This is a genomic window from Oscillibacter valericigenes, assembly GCF_021531435.1.
Lineage (GTDB): Bacteria > Bacillota > Clostridia > Oscillospirales > Oscillospiraceae > Oscillibacter > Oscillibacter valericigenes_B.
Window position 1 is genome coordinate 141,702 of record NZ_JAFBIS010000004.1, and the last position, 16,144, is coordinate 157,845.

Sequence of the window (16,144 nt, forward strand, 5' to 3'; positions counted from 1 at the left end):
TTATCCGTGCTCCTTCAAAACTGTATTCCCAATGCGTACCTCGTTTTCTGAGCCTTAGTTCACTCATTGTAAAGAGCCTCCTTTTGGGAGATGGGCAGGTGCCAATTCAGCACCTGCCCACTGTATTTATCCAGCTGCAAGCGCCTTGATATTCAGCGGATCGCTGAGATCACAGCCCTCATACCGCTGGAGGAATGCGTCCAGGGCTTCCTTGCGGACACGAATGGAGCCAAGCTTCAGAGCAGGCAGCAATCCCAAGTTAATCAGACGATAGATCAACGCCGGATTCGTATGGAGCATTCTACTGACTTCTTTTACGGTGTAGACCGGATTATCAGAAATAGCAGCATTGATTTTTTCAGTGGACATAGAAGATCCTCCTTATGTTTCTTATTCATTAAATTAGCGTGTAATATCGATCTCACGAGCTTCCATCTGACAGAATTGCCGTTGACGGGCTTCATTGCGAGCTTGTATCTCACGCTTTTTGTTTCCGTTTGCGGTACGCTCACCGTTCTTCTCTCGCTGCCAATCGATTCTACTGAGATGGATGGTCGGCTCCCAATCGTGTTTGCCTTGCATTTCCAGACTCTCATGGCTCACACGGATCGGCAACCCGTTTCGTGCATATGCCCGATTTTGCACTTGCTCCCATTGCTCACGCCAAATCTCCATATTTTCAGATCGGTCGAGTTCCCGGTCTTTCTTTGGGCAAAAACCTTCCTCGTTTACGGCTCGGGTTGAAACGATCATGTGAACATGTGGATTGTTTCTTGCCGGGTCGGTTTGATTGATTCCAGCGTGGATAGCTGCGACTGCACACAGGCCACGACTTAGGAAATTTGCATGGATGTATTCTGATACGATTCGGATATTCGCCAGCTTAGATAGTTCATTGGGAAGGGAACATATGAACTCCCGGGCAGTACGGGCGTCTTTTCGCTTTTCCGCCCGCTCAATTTCGGTACAGAGCGGTTGCAGATTTTGAAATTCCGGCGGTGCATGTTCCGGCAGAAATATTCCGCAGAACAAGACATCATCTCTGTGCCGATAATAAGTCTCATTATAATAGCTATCATACAACCGCTGACCGCTGATGTAATTTGCGCGCCTTGTAACAGACTGCCCTTTGCCTCTGCTGATGACATTGACTTCCAAATGATAATTTGCCATTTAGAACACCTCCTTGTTTGTGGCCGGCTCTCTCTGTCCACTTACACATTGGACGGTTTGCGCGGCAAAAGCCTGTTCAATCTTTCCTGTGAAAACTGGGTCGGCGGCCAGTGCAGCCAGGAACTGCTCCAGTGGCCGAAAGCGGCTTTCAGTCTCAGCCTTTGACTCAGCAGGAACGATATTCAAGAGTTCGGGGAAAGCTGTTATAACGAGTTCACCAACAATGAACTTACGCAGCTTATCCTCATGCTCTTTGCGGTTGAGTTCATTCTTAGCAGCCAGATACTGCGCTTTCTTATTGCGCGCAATCTTCTCGATAGCATTCTTTGTCCTTTCTTCTACCATTAACATCTTCACGCCTTTCTTGTTGAATGAAATTTTAGGATGATCATCCAGATTTGTATCAAGATTTTGGGATGGCTGCCTCTTTTCCAAGCGGCTGACCCCGCAGGGAGAGATGAGCAAGACATCCGTCAAGGTTGACAATTCATGTGGAAAAACTCTGGGTTCACGACCGATTGACCGCTGTGTACTGTAACCGGTCTTTTCCCCGGATTCATCCAGATTTCGACTGACGCTCTCCAGCAACACCGAAGTAGACCCGATGAGCCGACTTAAAATTTCCTGTGTTTCAGCATCGTTAGCACGGAGGATTGCTTGGTACTGACAATTATCGAAGATGGTTTTCCGCTCGTTTGTGCCATAGAGCATGTCCAACTGTGCGAGGCTCTGCACGACCAGACAGATGTTTACATTTTTGCTGCGGAGCGTTGGAAGCGTATTTGCAAACAGCTCCAACTTTCCGAACCGTGGAAATTCATCCATCAGCACCAGGGTCTGCACATTGTTCTGCCCCTCTGCGCTGTATCGCTCCGGCCTGCACTCCAAGTAGCGGATCAGCTGTGTATACATGAGGTTGACAGCACCGCCCCACTGGTCTATTCTGTTCTGTGGGATTCTCAGAAAAACATTTACCTGATCCAAGTGCCTCCAGTTAAAGCACGCTGCGCCTTCTCGTTCACCGCGGAAGGCATGACTGATATATGGATCAGCTGCGAAGGGATGAAGCTTGTCCCGAAGTTCTCGGTCAATGCAAGCTAATGTTTCAGGTTTCATCTTTGCAAACATCCCCAGAAGAGGTATTATCAAATCTGAACCAGTATCACTTGATTTCATCTCCTTGAAAAATACGTAGAGGTCATTACGGAGCAACGCACAAATACTTTCACTGAAGCTCAAGCCAAGTTTGAAGTAGTAAATCAATCCGACGGTGAGTATGGACTGTTCTGCTTCAATCCAAAACGGCTGTGGATCGTTAGGCGCTTTGGGTATCATTGCAAGTACAATATCCTTGATATTACTGTATAAGTTCGTCATATCATCCTGCAACAACCACCAGAAAGGGTCATAGCTTAGACCGTCTGGCTGTGTTGGATCGAAAATGATGTACGGCCGCATCTCCTTTCCACTTTTCAAGGCACGCTGGTACACCTCAGTGTAATACGCTGAAAGTTCCCCCTTGATGTCCGTCGCGCAGATGGCGCCGCGCCATGTCTCCAGAGTCGGTTTCACGATTCCGGAGCTTTTGCCGCTGCCGTTTCCGCCTATGACAAGAATGTTTCCGTCCGCGCCTTGCGGCATACCGACGTAAGAACCGTATCCTCTCCGGTCAGCATCTCCAAAGAAGAAACCGGGAGCGTCTGCATCAAGACAAAGCTGATGCGGAGTGCAGAATCCTCTGTTCAAATCTACACGATCAGGGAAGTGTTTATAGATTTTCTTGCCGTTACTGCCTTTCTGACTCATAGCTACACCTCAATTAGGAAATACTTGCCTCGATAGGATTGCCACCGCAATGTGGTCAACGCGTATTGAGGATGGTTTTATTGTAACAGCAAAATAGTCACATGAATATTGGACGTTTCATGTGACATTATTTCGATGCTTTATTAAGATCAGTTCGTAAAATTTTTAGACGGGATGAGATAGGATGATTTTTCATAAGTGGTTTTACGTGGATAATTATGTCGGGACATATGAAATTGGATATTCTCCCGTACTCAATAAAGAGATTATCGTATCAAAGGAAAATGTGGATTCAAGTTCAGAAAATAGATTAAAGAGGAAACGTATCTTTGAAAATGATGCTAAAAATTCCGAGCAGATATATACAAAATTTTCAAACATCTCGATTGAAAGTGAAGACTCAATTTTAGCTTACTGCAATAAATATGGACTGCCTTATTCGTCACAGATTATTGAAGAAAAGATGTTGTGGGCAGATCCGGACGACACCTTTGACAATAACACAGATGCAGATGGCGTAAATGTATCTGAGTTGAGCATTGAACAGTTGAAAAAGAAAGATATTATGACCTTAAAGGGCTTTTGCAATTCTGTGATTTTAGTTAGAAATTTGCTCCGATTACAGAGTTTAACAGACGCAAAAGAGTTAGATAGTTCTCAATATATGGACTTGCTTTCGCTGCTTGTGTTTTTCTTGTTCTTCAGCCATGAAAATGATTTTTGCTATGACCCTTACGAAGATAACATTCCAAAGTCGCAACTTTTACGGTTTCAGTATGCATTTCAATTATTTGTACGTAAGAATCCCCTTGCTCGTTATGCTACTACAGCAGAACAAGTAGGTCTATTTCTTTACCATTGCCAATTTACAAAAGAACGCGGAGCAGAGGCTGCAGAATCCAGGCATTTTTGGTCATTAGTAAATTCAAAATCAGTAGAAAATGTGTTGAATCTATTTTCGTTTTTGATTGGCACATTAGATGGGGATGGTAAGGAAAATTTATTTTCCTATTGCTCATATGGAAATGTTAAATTTGAAGAAGATGTGCTTGGCGAACTCAATCAGGAACGCCAAGAGGAAATATGCTGTGTAGGAAAAGAAGTTCTATGTGACGTTATTAACGATGGACTTAGTGCTATAACACCAGTACTCAAATTGGATGGACAATCTCTCCACGGAGATTGGGAGTTGAATTTTCAAATGGCTGGTATTTTCATGGAAATCTATATGGAAACTACAAACCAATTTCTCGTTCGACAGTGTGCCGATCCAACATGTGGAAATTTTTTCTCCGTCTCAAGGAACCGCCCCAATAAAATGTATTGTTGCGAAGCATGCGCTCATCGTGTTGCTAAACGCAAAGAGCGAGAGCGGAAGAAACTGCAAGCAGAACAACTCAAAGTGAAAAAGCAGCCCATCAAAGTGCAAAAATAAGTGTTGCGATAAATATGTATTTGCACACTTTGGGGGGATGATTTTTCACTGCGAGTTGTTTTGAATGGTAAGTATATCTATTTTTTCGTTTATATACATGAAGCATTTTTAATCGATTTATGCTCCCGATGTCGCTACTAACAATCAGCGACATCGGGAGCATGATGGTTCAGCTCATCTCTGGCAGAACCTCTTCTGCGGTCACGAGCTCCATGAACTGCTGGGCGTATGCCTTGGCGCTGGCGGCTTCTTCCGGGGACAGCCTGACGACTGCCTCGAAGTGGTAAAGGGCGTAGGGCTTTCCTGTCTTATTGGTGGCCTTCTCCAGCGTGATGCGTGTGACCACGCTGTTAATAGGTGTCAACGTCCCCACCAGCCGCGCCATGTACTTGAGAAACCGGGGCTTGCTGGTGACCGGGATGCGTACCAGCAGCGGCAGAATGTTATCGGGACGTAGCAGGAACAGCAGTACCGACTCCTTACACGCCTTGGCGTTGGTATCACCGTCCTTGGAACCGTAATCATTAAAGGGACAATGTGCGCAGGATTTCCCGTCGCTGGAAATGATGCTGTTCTGGCTCACGCAGGTAGGCGGCGTACCCTCAACGGGGTCAGAGGTATCCCAATATGCCCGCGGCATGGTGTAGTCCACGATAATGCCTGTCAATTCCTTTTCTGGTTCTTCTCCGGACAGTCCTGGTACAGAAAAGACCGTTGCACCGCCAGAGGGCGATTTTACGATGTCAAAGAGTTGGAAGGGCAGCGGCTGATTTTTCAGGTTCTCCTGAATGATAGATAAAGAGTTGGAACGGAACGCTATGTAATCGGATTTCACCGGAGGCAGATCGATAGAAGCATCGGGAATCATTTCCATGGGTGTTTCCAGTTCCCTAACCTTATCCCCCAGACGGTTTTTTAGTTTCGTGGTATCCATGTAGACAGACCTCCTTTAAACTGCCGCATTGATGGTGAAGCGGCGGTATGATACCTGATTGGTGTATTTCTTGCACAGTGCTGGATGCTCTACTTTCAGCTTCTTGCTGTCCAGTCGTTCCTGCGATAACTGCTTCCATGTAATTACACGGTTGCCGGAGATGCCAATCTCATGCTCTCCCAGCATCTGCTTCAACAAATTCTCAGCGGTCTGTTTTTTCTCCTGTACTACCGCTAAGTTTTCACACGCAGCGTCATACTGCTGCAGCAAATCGGCGGCGGAATCTGGCAGGGCAATTTGCGATTGCGGCACACTGCGGGGAAACTGCTCCGCAAGAAACCGTGCCGATGCGTCGGAGCCATCCAAGGGCGGCGGAGTACGATTCTCTACATGGCTCCAGAAATCAGATTCCAACTGAATCAGCATGGCGATCAGTTCTTCATCCCGCTCCACAAATCTCCATTTAAAGGTGTTGCCGCCAATCAGAACGGCAATGTACGTACCGCGATACCCGGTAACTGCCATGTAATGCTGGATTTGCATCTGGTACTCGTCCGGGATGCTGTTCTCCCATTCCCCGGCTTTGTAAGCTGAGGCGGTTTTCGCCTCAAAGATACAGGTTCCCAACTCCGGGTGCTCACAGATCCCATCCAGATTGGCAAGCATGAATGGGTACTCTTCGCTTTGCAGAAGCTGCATCGCATGGGTGACTTCGATTCCCGTCCGTTTTGTAAACTCCGCTCTTACCAATGCTTCCAGCTGTGTTCCCCAGTAGGCGGCTTCTCCAGCTTCCTTTGCGGGGAGCTGATCTGTTTTCTCCATCCACAATTCCACAGGGGACTTATAACGGTTGATACCGCAGACTACGGAAGCATCTGAGCCGCCGATCCCCTTCTTCCGCTGCTCCAGCCATTCGGCATAGGGCATATTTTCTGTGGATGCTACGATCTTTGCTGACATAAAATGACCTCGTTTCTACTCTGATTTCCGGCGTGTATTACGCTGCTGCCAGCGCCATTTTATACGCCTTGTCGATGATAGGATTACCCTCCGCGGTACGCAGAAACAGGTTTTCGCGGTAGTTCTTGGTCCTGCGGATTGGAGACGCATGCGTGGCAAAATCGCTGACAGCGTTGATGAACCGATATCCGTTCCTGCCAACATGGGAGAGATCCGGTGCATCCCAGTACCGCTGCTTCAAATCCTCCAGCAGCCGCAGATTGTTCTTTTTCTGCATTTCGTTCATGTCCTCGGACACCGGAAAGAACTCCTGCATCATTTCCAGAACCTTGCGGTCAGAAAGCTTAATTTGGAAAAGTTCATCAATTCCGCGTCCCAGCTCTGCCATGTACGTTTCTGCCAGCAGCAGGGTGTCTCTGGCTTCGTAGACGCGGTTCATGACATTCTCCGTGTGTTTGGCTGCCCAGATGCGCTTGGCGGTATTCAACGCCAGATTCAGCGTATTTTGGCAGACGACCCGGATGGGCGTCATGGCAACCTTGATGCCGGAGCTGCCGTCATGGGAGTTCATTACAACCATATACGGCGTGATCTCATCCCCGGCAATAATGTAGCGCTGGGGCATCCGGGCCAGCATCCAAACCTTTCTTCCGCCCTGCAAGGAGCCTGCGGTCTCGTAGGTAACACCTTCGCCTAACAGGTCATCAGTGAACTGAAAGGCATCCTTGTTCTGCACGACCTTATAGCGGTCAGACACGATACCGAGGGCGGCTTGGTCGGCGCTGCGGGTGTTGACCTTATAGCCGGGAATCGGGGTGCCATCCTCCGAGTAAACATCTTGCTGCTCAACTGTCCAATCCAAACCGGCAGCGATCAGAGCGTCGGCAGATGCAGGAGCTTCCCTGATCTCCGTTCTCAAACCGTGCCACGGCTTCTCTCTTACATAAAACATGGTTTCCACATTAGCTGACATTGAGTTTTCCTCCATTTTGATTTTAATTGTGATAGTTGATGGTTTCGCTCACGTAATAGGGCTGTGAAATATCGGCAGTTCCCAATCGGTTGTCCAGCGGAAGTAGTTGATTTTGCGCAAAGGTATCGATATAAAAAGCTGTGCGGGTTTGCACTGGCCCTGAAATAGCGGAGGCTCTCGGAGGTGTAGGTATCCTGCAACGGCGGCGCAAAGTGCGTACGCCGGTTTGAAAGTGCACACTGACCGCACCACATGGTGCATGGTGGCCGTGAAGGCCGGTGCACGGCCACCATGCAGAAGTTTCACTCAATAATAGGGAGAGCCGCAGTATCATTGCTCGCTGTGATTTTAGTTACCTTAGGAAACTCTTTTGGGCTCCTATCCTCGGTGCTTTTTTCAGGCACTATTTTGCAACGCCCCCACTTTTTCGCCGCCCCCGGTAAGCTCCATGACCATACCAAGCGACATTCTGGCCCCTTCACAAAACGCCCGGAACAGGCGCCGCCGGTCCGCCTCTGCCTCCTTTTCCCGCAGGACCTCCCACAGCTGCTTTGTATGTGTATCCAGCTCCGCACAGATTCGCCCTGACAACTCCGAGATCTCGCCCGTCAGCTTTGCGTCAGAGCCATCCACCCGGCACACTTTTTCGTAAATGCTGCCCTCTCCGAAGAACACTTCATTCAGCATCCATCATTGCCTCCCGCAAACAGAAAATATTGCCATTGATTCGGATAAACCGCTCCGAGTAGCGGAACCGCTCCTGAAAATGCAAGACCTGTTCTTTCGTCAGCGATGTAAAGCGTTCGCTGTCAGCCGGAGCGCCGCAGAGCAGGAACGTCCCGTCAATGACATCATAGGGGATATTCTCCATGTACAGCGCCCGATTGGGCGTCATCCCCAGCAGTTTTCCCTCGTCATTGCAAACCAGTGCCACAGGCTCTTCAAACGGATAAACAGCCTGGATCGTCCCGCCCACCACCGCCTGCATGTCCGCCAGTGACGTCCCAATCTCCCACTCATAGGGAGCCTTCCCCGGCTCCACGATCAAAACACGCATCTTCTTACAACTCCCCGCAATACAAAAACTCCTCCAGTTCCTCGGCGGAAAACCCCATCGCCGCCAATCGGTCGATGGCCTCCGGCGTATAGCCAAACGAGGAGGCAACGGCCTTGATCTCCTCCATATAGGAATCCGCTGTATCTGTTGCTTCTTCTGAATCCCACTGTCCGCCATAGGGATAGCCCCACATCCGGTCATAGCGGCTGAACATCAGGTTGGAATCGTCAAACCGGCTCCAGGCGGTTTTCCCCGCGCAGTCGATCTGCAGAATTTTACCGCAGTCAACTCTGATTTGGTGTGCCCGTTTATCAGACAGGTGCAGCCGGGACAGCACACTCCGCATGATCTCTTCCGTGGAAGTATAGAGGTACAGCCCCAATGTTGGAAAATGATACAGGCACAGGGGGTTGTCTCCTTTCACGAAATAGAGGTCGTCTTTTCCGTCCAGTACCGTAAATGTAAAAGAGCCCTCGAGCTGTTCCGCCATGTACCGCAGGCTGGCAAAGTCGAGGACGTTTTTCCGTTCGATGAGCTGTACGCCGATGTAGCTGTCCGTCTCAATTTTTACCTCGGGCAGGGCCAGAGTGCGGCGGAGGGAGCGGTCATTGTAAAGCACTCCGTTGTGGGCCAGGGCAAAGGGCTCATTTCCCGCTTTTCCGAAAAAGGGATGGTTATTGTAGTTCCTTTTGGCGCTGCCCTGAGTGGTCATACGGGTATGGCCCATGATGGTCCAGGCATCCGCCGGGACCCGGAACCGCATCCGGTGGCCGGGAATCGGCCGCTTATAGACGCGGAGCTTCCCTCCGAAATTGTAGGCAATTCCGGTGGCGTCCGTTCCCCGTGTCTCACAGGCCGCTGCCAGGACGGAAAGGATTTTGTTCTTCTGCTTCACGGACAGGCCGTGGCGGTAGTCGATCAGTCCAAACAGGCAGCACATCTCACAGTTCCTCCTCCACCGCGACAGGCTCATTCACATACAGCCGCCGTTCTTTCAAATACTGCACCAGCTCCGGGTACTGCTGACAGCCGGAGACAAAGGTGGTCCAGGACATTGTTTTCAGCTCATCATCAGACAAATAAAGAGCCACATCGCAGACCCGGTCAACGAGCTGCAATGTGGCGATCAGCGTATTGTATTTGAGGGTCCCCCGGAACATCCGGAACTCGATGGTGTCGGCGTTGGTCAGGTTCACGCAGGTATAGCGCCCGCCGTGGCCCCCTTTCTTGGCGTGTTCCAGAATTTCCTGCGGCTGCTCCTTGTACCCGTACCGGGCAGCCCAGTGCTCCAGCTGACGCTGCGTCCGGCGGCTGAATTTCAGCAGCTCCTCCCAGTTTTTCTCGAAGAAGTAGAGGATACGGGCGATAACAGCATCCTGGGCCTCCTCCGTGTCACCAAAGGCGTTTCGGTTCACATGGACATGGAGGCCGCAGGTCCCAGCCTGGTGGCTGGTGTAGCCCAGGGAGACCGCTTTCTGGAGAATGCCTGCCCAGGGCATTTCTTTCATGTGATAGTCCAGCGTCATAGGGTGGGTCACCAGCTCAAAGCCGTCGTCCAGGGAACCGTCATGCTTGCAGTAGAGCTTTTCCGGGCCGCTGCCGTTGGCAATCCCCATGATTTGCCGCGCGCTGTCATCATCCTCTCCGGCTCCGTCGATCTCCAGCTCTACGCCAAAATATCGGGAGCCATTGCCGCGAAACAGCGGCTCCGGCTTGTAATAATAGTCCTCAATCATTTTATTCCGACGTGCATGGGTATGGCAGTCATAGCAGAGTGGAGCATCTTCATCGTCATCTTCATAGTAGGCATCATCCAGATGGATGATGCGCCCGCAGCGTTCGCAGCTGGTGTAGTGCCGGTCATAGCAGGACTGGCAGAGGGGTGTATGGCTGTCTCCAACATTGTCCTCCCGGTAGATGCGCTCTCCGCAGTGGGCGCAGGTCACGGTCTCCTCATCGGCGCAGGATGCGCAGAGTTCATCATCATCCACCAGAACGCGTTCGCTCAGCGGATGGGCCTGCCCACAGCGGCAGCAGGTAAAGGTCTCAGCTCTCATGTCATTTCCTCCATGTATAGAAATTGGCCTCGGGGAATTACCCCGAGGCCTTCAAATCTATAATATATACCCCGATGCAGGAGGAAACCGGATCATGCGGTTAATACGCCCCCGCGATGCCGCCCAAGGCATCCAGATCCTTATCATTGTTCAAATAGAATCTGACAATTATCCAATAGTCCGCCTCGCTGTCGATCCCAAATTGATTTTCCGCATAGGCCGAAATATCGTCAAGGGAGTACCCAGCCTCATTTTTCTCATACCACAGGAACGATTCGTCGCTGGCTTGGGAATTGAAGCAGAGCAGGATCAGCTCCTGTGCGAACTCCGGCAGGCAGAAAAAGTCAACATCATACCATCCTCTGGAAAGTCCGTTGATGGTATTATCGACGCCGTTCACCATACGGCCGCCTCCAGCAGAGCCCCACAGCTTATGCTGCATCCCGGCTGAAACTGTCAGCGAGCATTCTCCAGACCGCCCAAAACAAATATGACAGCCTGCGGACAACGGGAACTCCGCAATTCAAGGAGTGGATCAAGACGCTGATGGAGAAGAATCCGATGCAACTGGTGATAACCGGAGACAAATTCCGCGGGGTGATCGATGAATTCGAAAACGGCAATACACCGGAGATCGCCCAGGCCAAGAAGCGGCTGAAAAGTCAGCACTATTATACACTGCACCGCAGCGAAGCGGAGCTGAAGGAGATGGGTATTCCGAAAACGATCGGTGAGCCGATCTTCCGCTCTTTTGAATCGTTCCAGCGCCTGGAGGCAGCCCAAACGCTGCTGACCCCCGAGCAGTACCGCCAGATGCTTCTGGATCTGGGCGCGGGGGCGGATATGCACAACGGGGAATGGGAGAAAACTATTCAGGAAAAAGTCGTAGACGCGCAGGGAAAGACCGAAGTGGTTGTTAAAAAAGTAATGTCCCCCGGCACCCCGGAAGAAGAGCTGCGCCCCGTCCTGGAGCAGAACGCCCGGGGACTGGAGACGTACAAAATGGTGGTTCGCGCACAGATGGACATGATCACCCGCAAATATGGCAATATGCTGGAGAAAATCCCCATTCGGGAGCTCATAACCCATTATGTAGAACTCGCCAGAGATTTTTCCGATGCACAGGTAGCGCTGAGTATGGCAGCCGGGCACCCGGACTTTCTGGATCCGTCAAAGCCGGAGGATCAACTGCTGCGAAAGCGGATCGAGTATTACTGCAGGGTCGGCAAATTTGCTCTGGACCAACTCAACTTCCTGTATATGGGGATGGTTAAAACGGACGAAGAACTGGCCGAAACCATGTCCAGCGGATGCTTTGGCGATGAGTCCTGTCAGCAGAGCAAGGACTATTTGCTGGAAAACGACCCTGCTTTCCAGCACCAGCTGGACTGGGACCAGAGGGTGCTGCCCCCGGCATAATTCCGCCAGAACAGACGCGCAGGACGATACGAAACCGCAAAGAACTGACGCGGTGGGACGAACTGTCCCACCGCGTTTTTGCAGAGTTTGGCTTCCACACATCTACACGAAGCACCATTTCTGAAAGATGGGAAAACGAATGGCAGCGTGACTTTCCAATAGCCAGAATACTCGATTTTATTACGCTTCCCCCGTAAATTCTGCCAGACTTGCCAGTGAGATCCTATACTCTCGGCCAATCATCATACCTTTCAGCTGACCGGAGCGGATCAGCCTTCTCACTTGGGTACGGCTGACTCTCAGATATTGCGCAACTTCTTTGACCGTTAACAGCTCTGTCATCCCCATGGATCGCTCCGCTTTCTGTCACGGTATCCCGTGCTCTCCCCCGTCGCCTTCTGCTCCTTGTAAATATGGTTGTGCAGCTTGCGTACCAGTATCTTCCGGAAGCCCCAGTTGCCATACTGGTCCTCCTGCGGCTCAATTTCATACTGAATGCTGTATCGCCGCAGTTCCTGCTTGTCCAGTTCAAACAGGCGGCACACCTCCTCGATGGTATAGAATTCCTTCATGTTGTTGTAGTCGATATACTTCATGACCGATCACATCCTTTAGAGCATTTTAGGAGCATATGCATTGGCGGCAAATGTCTGGCTGCAGTGTATGCTCCCTTATACTCATGTTACTTATCGTTCGCTCAAAAGCGCTCATTTCAGCGTGTTTTTGAACCATATTTGATGCATATCAGATCTTCAATGGTGGCGGAAAGGCTTTTCCGGTCACTTGCCTTTCGCAACAGATGCAGCATCCGCTCCCTTGTCCTTTTACTCCGAAGGCCATCGACCGATTGGCGGCCATGGGCTTTACCGCGGAGGAACTGGAGGAATTACTATACTGCGGGGAGTTGTGAACCGATAGGCAAAAAAACTCCTCATGCGAGTGAAACAGATGCAAACAGGGAGAGGCTTTCCGCCCCTCCCTGTTTGCAATATATCGCGGTAATTTCCGTTGGTTAAAAGAGCAGAATTTGAAAATACTGATAGAGGTGGTCCTTCTGGGCTTTTTCATGTGCTGTTGGTAAAATGTAGGCACTGATTTGGAGGAGGTTTTTGCCATGAGAAAGAGGCTGGAAATCACAGAGCAGGAAATCAAAAAGTTCGAGGCGTATCTGCGCCGGGACGAGCGGGAACCCGCCACTATCGAGGCCTATCTGCGCTCCCTGCGGAAATTCGCGGTCTGGGCAGATGGCCGCAGTATCACCAAGGAGCTGGCGGCGGAATGGAAGGCGGAGCTGACGCAGAACGGCTACCGCCCCGTGAGCGTAAACGCTATGCTGGCCGCCATCAATAAGTTTTTTTCCTGCATGGGCCGGGAGGACTGCAAGGTCCGGTATCTGAAGCTCCAGCGCCGGATGTTCCGCCGGGCGGAACGGGACTTGACAAAGGAAGAATACCAACGGCTGGTGGAGGCGGCGCAGGCCAAGGGGAATGTGCGCTTGCAGCTTTTGCTGGAGACCATCTGCGCCACCGGCATCCGGGTGAGCGAGGTGAAGTATATCACCGTGGAAGCCGCCCAGACCGGCGCGGCGGAGATCGCCCTCAAGGGAAAGATCCGTACGATTTTGCTGCCCAACCGGCTGTGCAGAAAGCTGCTGCGGTACGCCAAAAAGCAAAACATCACCTCCGGCAAGATCTTTCTCACCAGAGGCGGTATGGGGCTGTCCCGGAAGTATATCTGGGCTGAAATGAAAAAGCTGTGCACGGCGGCGAAGGTGGAGCGGACAAAGGTGTTCCCGCATAACCTGCGCAGCCTGTTCGCCCGGGCGTTCTATAACGTCTGCCATGACGTTGTACGCCTGGCGGACGTGCTGGGCCACAGCAGCATCGAAACCACCAGAATTTACCTGCTTTCCACGGGAAAAGAATACGCCCGCCAGCTGGACAGGCTAGGCCTCGTCCAGTAGTGGGCATAATTATTGTTACGAACAGCTATTTGAAAAGTAGCGCAAATATAACCATATTATCTAATGTAGGATAGCACTTTAACCGCGAAATAGCAAGTGTTTTACGGTAATTGGTGCATGAAGAAAAGGCCGATTCCACCAATTGTTGGGTCAGCCTGTTTTGACATGCAATTGAAACGCTCTGCGCAGCAAGCACAGGGCGTTCTTTTTTGCACTTTTTTCAACTTATTGGCTGATTAGAGACAAAACAATAATTTTGTCACATAAATGGAGCTGAGACATGGGACGCCTGCGGACTGAGACAATCAAAATCGACCCGGCCCTCCTGCACCGGACACCGGCCAGCGCGGAGCTGACGCCTGCCATTCTGGCGGATTACAGCGCCCGGATGCGGGCACAGCGCCGTCGGGAGGACAGCATGCGCAGCTGCGAAAAGGTCCTGCGCCAGTTTTACGATTTTCTGCCGGAGAGCAAGACTGTGACCAAGGACACTCTGCAAAGATGGCGGGAGCAGCTTTTGGCTGAGAACTACTGGCATGACGAGCAGTGGGAAGACCTATCTCTGCAATGCCCTTTGTGTCTCTGCCATCCAGCAGTTTAAAACCGTTCGCTATATCCGCGCCAACATCCTGATGCTGGAACTGGAACAGGCTCGCCTGCAGACAACCTATCTCGATTATGTTTCATCTCTTGCCAAGCTGGACTTGCTGGCGATTGATGACTTCGGCCTTATGGACCTCGACTTGGATAAATGCCGTGACCTTTTTGAAGTAATTGATGGACGCGATGGCAGGAAGTCCACCATTATCGTTTCACAGTTCCCGATCCACACATGGTTTGATCTGTTCCAGGAGCACACCTATGCTGATGCCTGCCTTGCACGCATCACGGACAAGCGCCACAGCTACCGTCTGGAGATGAATGGCATTAGCATGAGAGACGCAGTCAAGTAAGCTTCCTTGGGTGGCTTTCTCAGGAGACCAGCGGCCTCAACTCTGTGAGGAATTGCGACCGCTGGTCGCTCAGAACGGATGGGCGGCGCTTCACGCCGTTTGGAATGGAACGGCTACGCCGTTTGCATTGGAATGAGCGCACCGTTCCTCCGGAACGGGCGCGCCGTTTGACTGGAATTCGCATACCTCTGGCGTTAATTATGTTGCCAAAAGAATCTTACCTACGAAGTCAGTGGTTTTGACGGTTCTTCCAACAAATCATAGTGGAAATGATGTGTGGATATTTGATGATGCAAATAAGAATTCACTATTTGAAGAGTGCAAAAATGGAGTAAAGGATGGGATCTGGGAATATCGCGATGCATCAGAGCATGGGTATGCAGGGAATATGATTGTTTCCTATAGCGACAATAAAGGGGCAATAATCAGATTCTCTGCTAAATTAGAGCAAAATGCATATATAACGTTTTGGAAAAATTCCAACAGCGCTGTAATTATGATTGAGGCAGACGGAGAAAAGCAGACTGCTGATCTCTACAGTGATGTAGAGGGAGGAGAAATGCTGAGAATCTATCCGTTTGCTAAGAGTATGTTGCCGGTGATAGTACGTGGCGGTATATATTGCTTGCTAGTAGCAATGCTTTTCACTGCTCTTTTTGCGCTTGAACAGGAGGCATTAGAACCGCGAAGAAGCAAGTTATTAGGCTACGCATGGAAGAAGTGGATGATCTTTCCAATATGGGGAGTGCTCTATTTTATTGCTGTAGTGGAGTATAAGAGAGGCATTCCGAACTTCTTGGAATTTGGAGATCAACTGTACTATTGGAATGTATCATTGCTTGATACAAATGGAAAATGGAATCCTGCATGGTTATCTGAAAATGTTATCGCATTTAGAGGTTATCTCTGCCAGTTGCTTCCTACAATTTCAAAATTAATAGGGAATGCAACAGGAATTGATCCGGTGCATATATATTTTCTGTTTACGTCGTTTGCAATCTCATGGCTTACTGCCTATGTATTACCCATGCTGTATACGGAACTCACGAAGAAGTCTGCACATGCTGAGCTTTACCAGCTATACAAAAGGCGGGCTCCGAGCGGCAACCTTTGGCGGTTTTGCTATTTCGGGTTTAAGTTTTTTGGTGGCAATTTTTTATTTAATTCAGAAACTCCTTCACTGGGACAAGTTCTTAGCGGGCAATGCACCGATTTTGATTGGTGTGTTTTTCTTGGGCGGACTGCAATTATTCTTTACAGGTCTTCTGGGAGAGTACATCATGAGCATGAATACTCGTGTAATCCACCGCCCGCTTGTGATTGAGGAAGAACGACTACCGTTTGGAGCAGGAATTTAACCGGGAGGGATTGAAACTGTCCCGGCAGACAATGGCCAACTGGATGCTGAACACCT

At 50.2% G+C, this 16,144-nt stretch carries 19 protein-coding genes; 6 read left to right on the forward strand and 13 right to left on the reverse strand.

The window, feature by feature from the left end:
• Positions 1–126 precede the first annotated feature (126 nt).
• Genes JQM68_RS03880 through JQM68_RS03890 form a run of 3 tightly spaced genes read right to left on the reverse strand, consistent with a single transcriptional unit; the run spans position 127 to position 2,979 of the window.
• Positions 127–369, reverse strand: coding sequence for a helix-turn-helix domain-containing protein (locus JQM68_RS03880; RefSeq protein ID WP_235221607.1), 243 nt, complete (start codon positions 367–369; stop codon positions 127–129).
• A gap of 33 nt (positions 370–402) precedes the next feature.
• Complete coding sequence (locus JQM68_RS03885; protein WP_235221608.1) at positions 403–1,173, reverse strand: MobA/MobL family protein; 771 nt, start codon at positions 1,171–1,173, stop codon at positions 403–405.
• On the reverse strand, positions 1,174–2,979 hold the full coding sequence (locus JQM68_RS03890; RefSeq protein WP_235221609.1) for a type IV secretory system conjugative DNA transfer family protein: 1,806 nt from the start codon (positions 2,977–2,979) through the stop codon (positions 1,174–1,176).
• Positions 2,980–3,163: 184 nt separating this feature from the next.
• Between JQM68_RS03890 and JQM68_RS03895 the strand changes: the two genes are divergently transcribed.
• The gene (locus JQM68_RS03895) at positions 3,164–4,414 is read left to right on the forward strand and encodes a CGNR zinc finger domain-containing protein (RefSeq protein WP_235221610.1); all 1,251 of its coding nucleotides are present in this window, start codon (positions 3,164–3,166) and stop codon (positions 4,412–4,414) included.
• Between the two features lie 169 nt (positions 4,415–4,583).
• Here the strand turns inward: JQM68_RS03895 and JQM68_RS03900 are convergent, their stop codons facing one another.
• The 8 genes from JQM68_RS03900 to JQM68_RS03935 all read right to left on the reverse strand — a co-directional run bounded on the left by JQM68_RS03900 (position 4,584) and on the right by JQM68_RS03935 (position 10,798).
• Positions 4,584–5,348, reverse strand: coding sequence for a hypothetical protein (locus JQM68_RS03900; RefSeq protein ID WP_235221611.1), 765 nt, complete (start codon positions 5,346–5,348; stop codon positions 4,584–4,586).
• Positions 5,349–5,363: 15 nt separating this feature from the next.
• Positions 5,364–6,308, reverse strand: a complete 945-nt coding sequence (locus JQM68_RS03905; RefSeq protein WP_235221612.1) for a YqaJ viral recombinase family nuclease — start codon at positions 6,306–6,308, stop codon at positions 5,364–5,366.
• A 37-nt stretch (positions 6,309–6,345) separates the two neighbouring features.
• Positions 6,346–7,281, reverse strand: a complete 936-nt coding sequence (locus JQM68_RS03910) for a DUF932 domain-containing protein (RefSeq protein ID WP_235221613.1) — start codon at positions 7,279–7,281, stop codon at positions 6,346–6,348.
• Between the two features lie 396 nt (positions 7,282–7,677).
• Entirely contained in the window at positions 7,678–7,968 is a 291-nt protein-coding gene (locus JQM68_RS03915) for a hypothetical protein (RefSeq protein ID WP_235221614.1), read from the reverse strand.
• Complete coding sequence (locus tag JQM68_RS03920; RefSeq protein WP_235221615.1) at positions 7,958–8,338, reverse strand: DUF3846 domain-containing protein; 381 nt, start codon at positions 8,336–8,338, stop codon at positions 7,958–7,960. The genes JQM68_RS03915 and JQM68_RS03920 overlap by 11 nt, the downstream gene beginning before the upstream one ends.
• Positions 8,339–8,342: 4 nt before the next feature.
• Positions 8,343–9,278 (reverse strand): class II glutamine amidotransferase, encoded by a 936-nt coding sequence (locus JQM68_RS03925; RefSeq protein ID WP_235221616.1) that lies wholly within the window; start codon positions 9,276–9,278, stop codon positions 8,343–8,345.
• A gap of 1 nt (position 9,279) precedes the next feature.
• Positions 9,280–10,395: an amidoligase family protein gene (locus tag JQM68_RS03930; RefSeq protein ID WP_235221617.1), complete on the reverse strand. Its 1,116-nt coding sequence runs from the start codon at positions 10,393–10,395 to the stop codon at positions 9,280–9,282.
• A gap of 100 nt (positions 10,396–10,495) precedes the next feature.
• Positions 10,496–10,798: a hypothetical protein gene (locus JQM68_RS03935; protein ID WP_235221618.1), complete on the reverse strand. Its 303-nt coding sequence runs from the start codon at positions 10,796–10,798 to the stop codon at positions 10,496–10,498.
• Positions 10,799–10,941: 143 nt separating this feature from the next.
• Between JQM68_RS03935 and JQM68_RS03940 the strand changes: the two genes are divergently transcribed.
• Complete coding sequence (locus JQM68_RS03940; RefSeq protein ID WP_235221619.1) at positions 10,942–11,814, forward strand: hypothetical protein; 873 nt, start codon at positions 10,942–10,944, stop codon at positions 11,812–11,814.
• A gap of 180 nt (positions 11,815–11,994) precedes the next feature.
• Here the strand turns inward: JQM68_RS03940 and JQM68_RS03945 are convergent, their stop codons facing one another.
• Both JQM68_RS03945 and JQM68_RS03950 read right to left on the reverse strand, forming a co-directional pair.
• Entirely contained in the window at positions 11,995–12,162 is a 168-nt protein-coding gene (locus tag JQM68_RS03945) for a helix-turn-helix domain-containing protein (protein ID WP_328283713.1), read from the reverse strand.
• Positions 12,153–12,410, reverse strand: a complete 258-nt coding sequence (locus JQM68_RS03950) for a hypothetical protein (RefSeq protein WP_235221621.1) — start codon at positions 12,408–12,410, stop codon at positions 12,153–12,155. Before JQM68_RS03950 ends, JQM68_RS03945 begins: the two co-directional genes overlap by 10 nt.
• Positions 12,411–12,928: 518 nt before the next feature.
• Between JQM68_RS03950 and JQM68_RS03955 the strand changes: the two genes are divergently transcribed.
• From JQM68_RS03955 to JQM68_RS13920, 4 genes are all read left to right on the forward strand, one after another.
• Positions 12,929–13,777 carry a tyrosine-type recombinase/integrase gene (locus tag JQM68_RS03955; protein ID WP_235221622.1) on the forward strand — a complete coding sequence of 283 codons (849 nt, stop codon included), beginning with the start codon at positions 12,929–12,931 and terminating at the stop codon, positions 13,775–13,777.
• A gap of 280 nt (positions 13,778–14,057) precedes the next feature.
• Positions 14,058–14,378 carry a hypothetical protein gene (locus tag JQM68_RS03960; protein WP_235221623.1) on the forward strand — a complete coding sequence of 107 codons (321 nt, stop codon included), beginning with the start codon at positions 14,058–14,060 and terminating at the stop codon, positions 14,376–14,378.
• The gene (locus tag JQM68_RS03965; protein WP_235221624.1) at positions 14,314–14,730 is read left to right on the forward strand and encodes an ATP-binding protein; all 417 of its coding nucleotides are present in this window, start codon (positions 14,314–14,316) and stop codon (positions 14,728–14,730) included. The genes JQM68_RS03960 and JQM68_RS03965 overlap by 65 nt, the downstream gene beginning before the upstream one ends.
• 238 nt (positions 14,731–14,968) lie before the next feature.
• The gene (locus tag JQM68_RS13920; RefSeq protein ID WP_412758449.1) at positions 14,969–16,054 is read left to right on the forward strand and encodes a hypothetical protein; all 1,086 of its coding nucleotides are present in this window, start codon (positions 14,969–14,971) and stop codon (positions 16,052–16,054) included.
• The last annotated feature ends 90 nt before the right edge of the window (positions 16,055–16,144 follow it).

What these genes read in the sequence shown, in the direction of transcription:
- JQM68_RS03945 (WP_328283713.1), bottom strand. Translation starts at nt 12,162, where the DNA reads ATGGGGATGACAGAGCTGTTAACGGTCAAAGAAGTTGCGCAATATCTG.
- JQM68_RS03930 (WP_235221617.1), bottom strand. Translation starts at nt 10,395, where the DNA reads ATGAGAGCTGAGACCTTTACCTGCTGCCGCTGTGGGCAGGCCCATCCG.
- JQM68_RS03940 (WP_235221619.1), top strand. Translation starts at nt 10,942, where the DNA reads ATGGAGAAGAATCCGATGCAACTGGTGATAACCGGAGACAAATTCCGC.
- JQM68_RS03950 (WP_235221621.1), bottom strand. Translation starts at nt 12,410, where the DNA reads ATGAAGTATATCGACTACAACAACATGAAGGAATTCTATACCATCGAG.
- JQM68_RS03960 (WP_235221623.1), top strand. Translation starts at nt 14,058, where the DNA reads ATGGGACGCCTGCGGACTGAGACAATCAAAATCGACCCGGCCCTCCTG.
- JQM68_RS03905 (WP_235221612.1), bottom strand. Translation starts at nt 6,308, where the DNA reads ATGTCAGCAAAGATCGTAGCATCCACAGAAAATATGCCCTATGCCGAA.
- JQM68_RS03915 (WP_235221614.1), bottom strand. Translation starts at nt 7,968, where the DNA reads ATGCTGAATGAAGTGTTCTTCGGAGAGGGCAGCATTTACGAAAAAGTG.
- JQM68_RS03900 (WP_235221611.1), bottom strand. Translation starts at nt 5,348, where the DNA reads ATGGATACCACGAAACTAAAAAACCGTCTGGGGGATAAGGTTAGGGAA.
- JQM68_RS03880 (WP_235221607.1), bottom strand. Translation starts at nt 369, where the DNA reads ATGTCCACTGAAAAAATCAATGCTGCTATTTCTGATAATCCGGTCTAC.
- JQM68_RS03910 (WP_235221613.1), bottom strand. Translation starts at nt 7,281, where the DNA reads ATGTCAGCTAATGTGGAAACCATGTTTTATGTAAGAGAGAAGCCGTGG.
- JQM68_RS03895 (WP_235221610.1), top strand. Translation starts at nt 3,164, where the DNA reads ATGATTTTTCATAAGTGGTTTTACGTGGATAATTATGTCGGGACATAT.
- JQM68_RS03885 (WP_235221608.1), bottom strand. Translation starts at nt 1,173, where the DNA reads ATGGCAAATTATCATTTGGAAGTCAATGTCATCAGCAGAGGCAAAGGG.
- JQM68_RS03935 (WP_235221618.1), bottom strand. Translation starts at nt 10,798, where the DNA reads ATGGTGAACGGCGTCGATAATACCATCAACGGACTTTCCAGAGGATGG.
- JQM68_RS03925 (WP_235221616.1), bottom strand. Translation starts at nt 9,278, where the DNA reads ATGTGCTGCCTGTTTGGACTGATCGACTACCGCCACGGCCTGTCCGTG.
- JQM68_RS03890 (WP_235221609.1), bottom strand. Translation starts at nt 2,979, where the DNA reads ATGAGTCAGAAAGGCAGTAACGGCAAGAAAATCTATAAACACTTCCCT.
- JQM68_RS03965 (WP_235221624.1), top strand. Translation starts at nt 14,314, where the DNA reads ATGACGAGCAGTGGGAAGACCTATCTCTGCAATGCCCTTTGTGTCTCT.
- JQM68_RS03920 (WP_235221615.1), bottom strand. Translation starts at nt 8,338, where the DNA reads ATGCGTGTTTTGATCGTGGAGCCGGGGAAGGCTCCCTATGAGTGGGAG.
- JQM68_RS03955 (WP_235221622.1), top strand. Translation starts at nt 12,929, where the DNA reads ATGAGAAAGAGGCTGGAAATCACAGAGCAGGAAATCAAAAAGTTCGAG.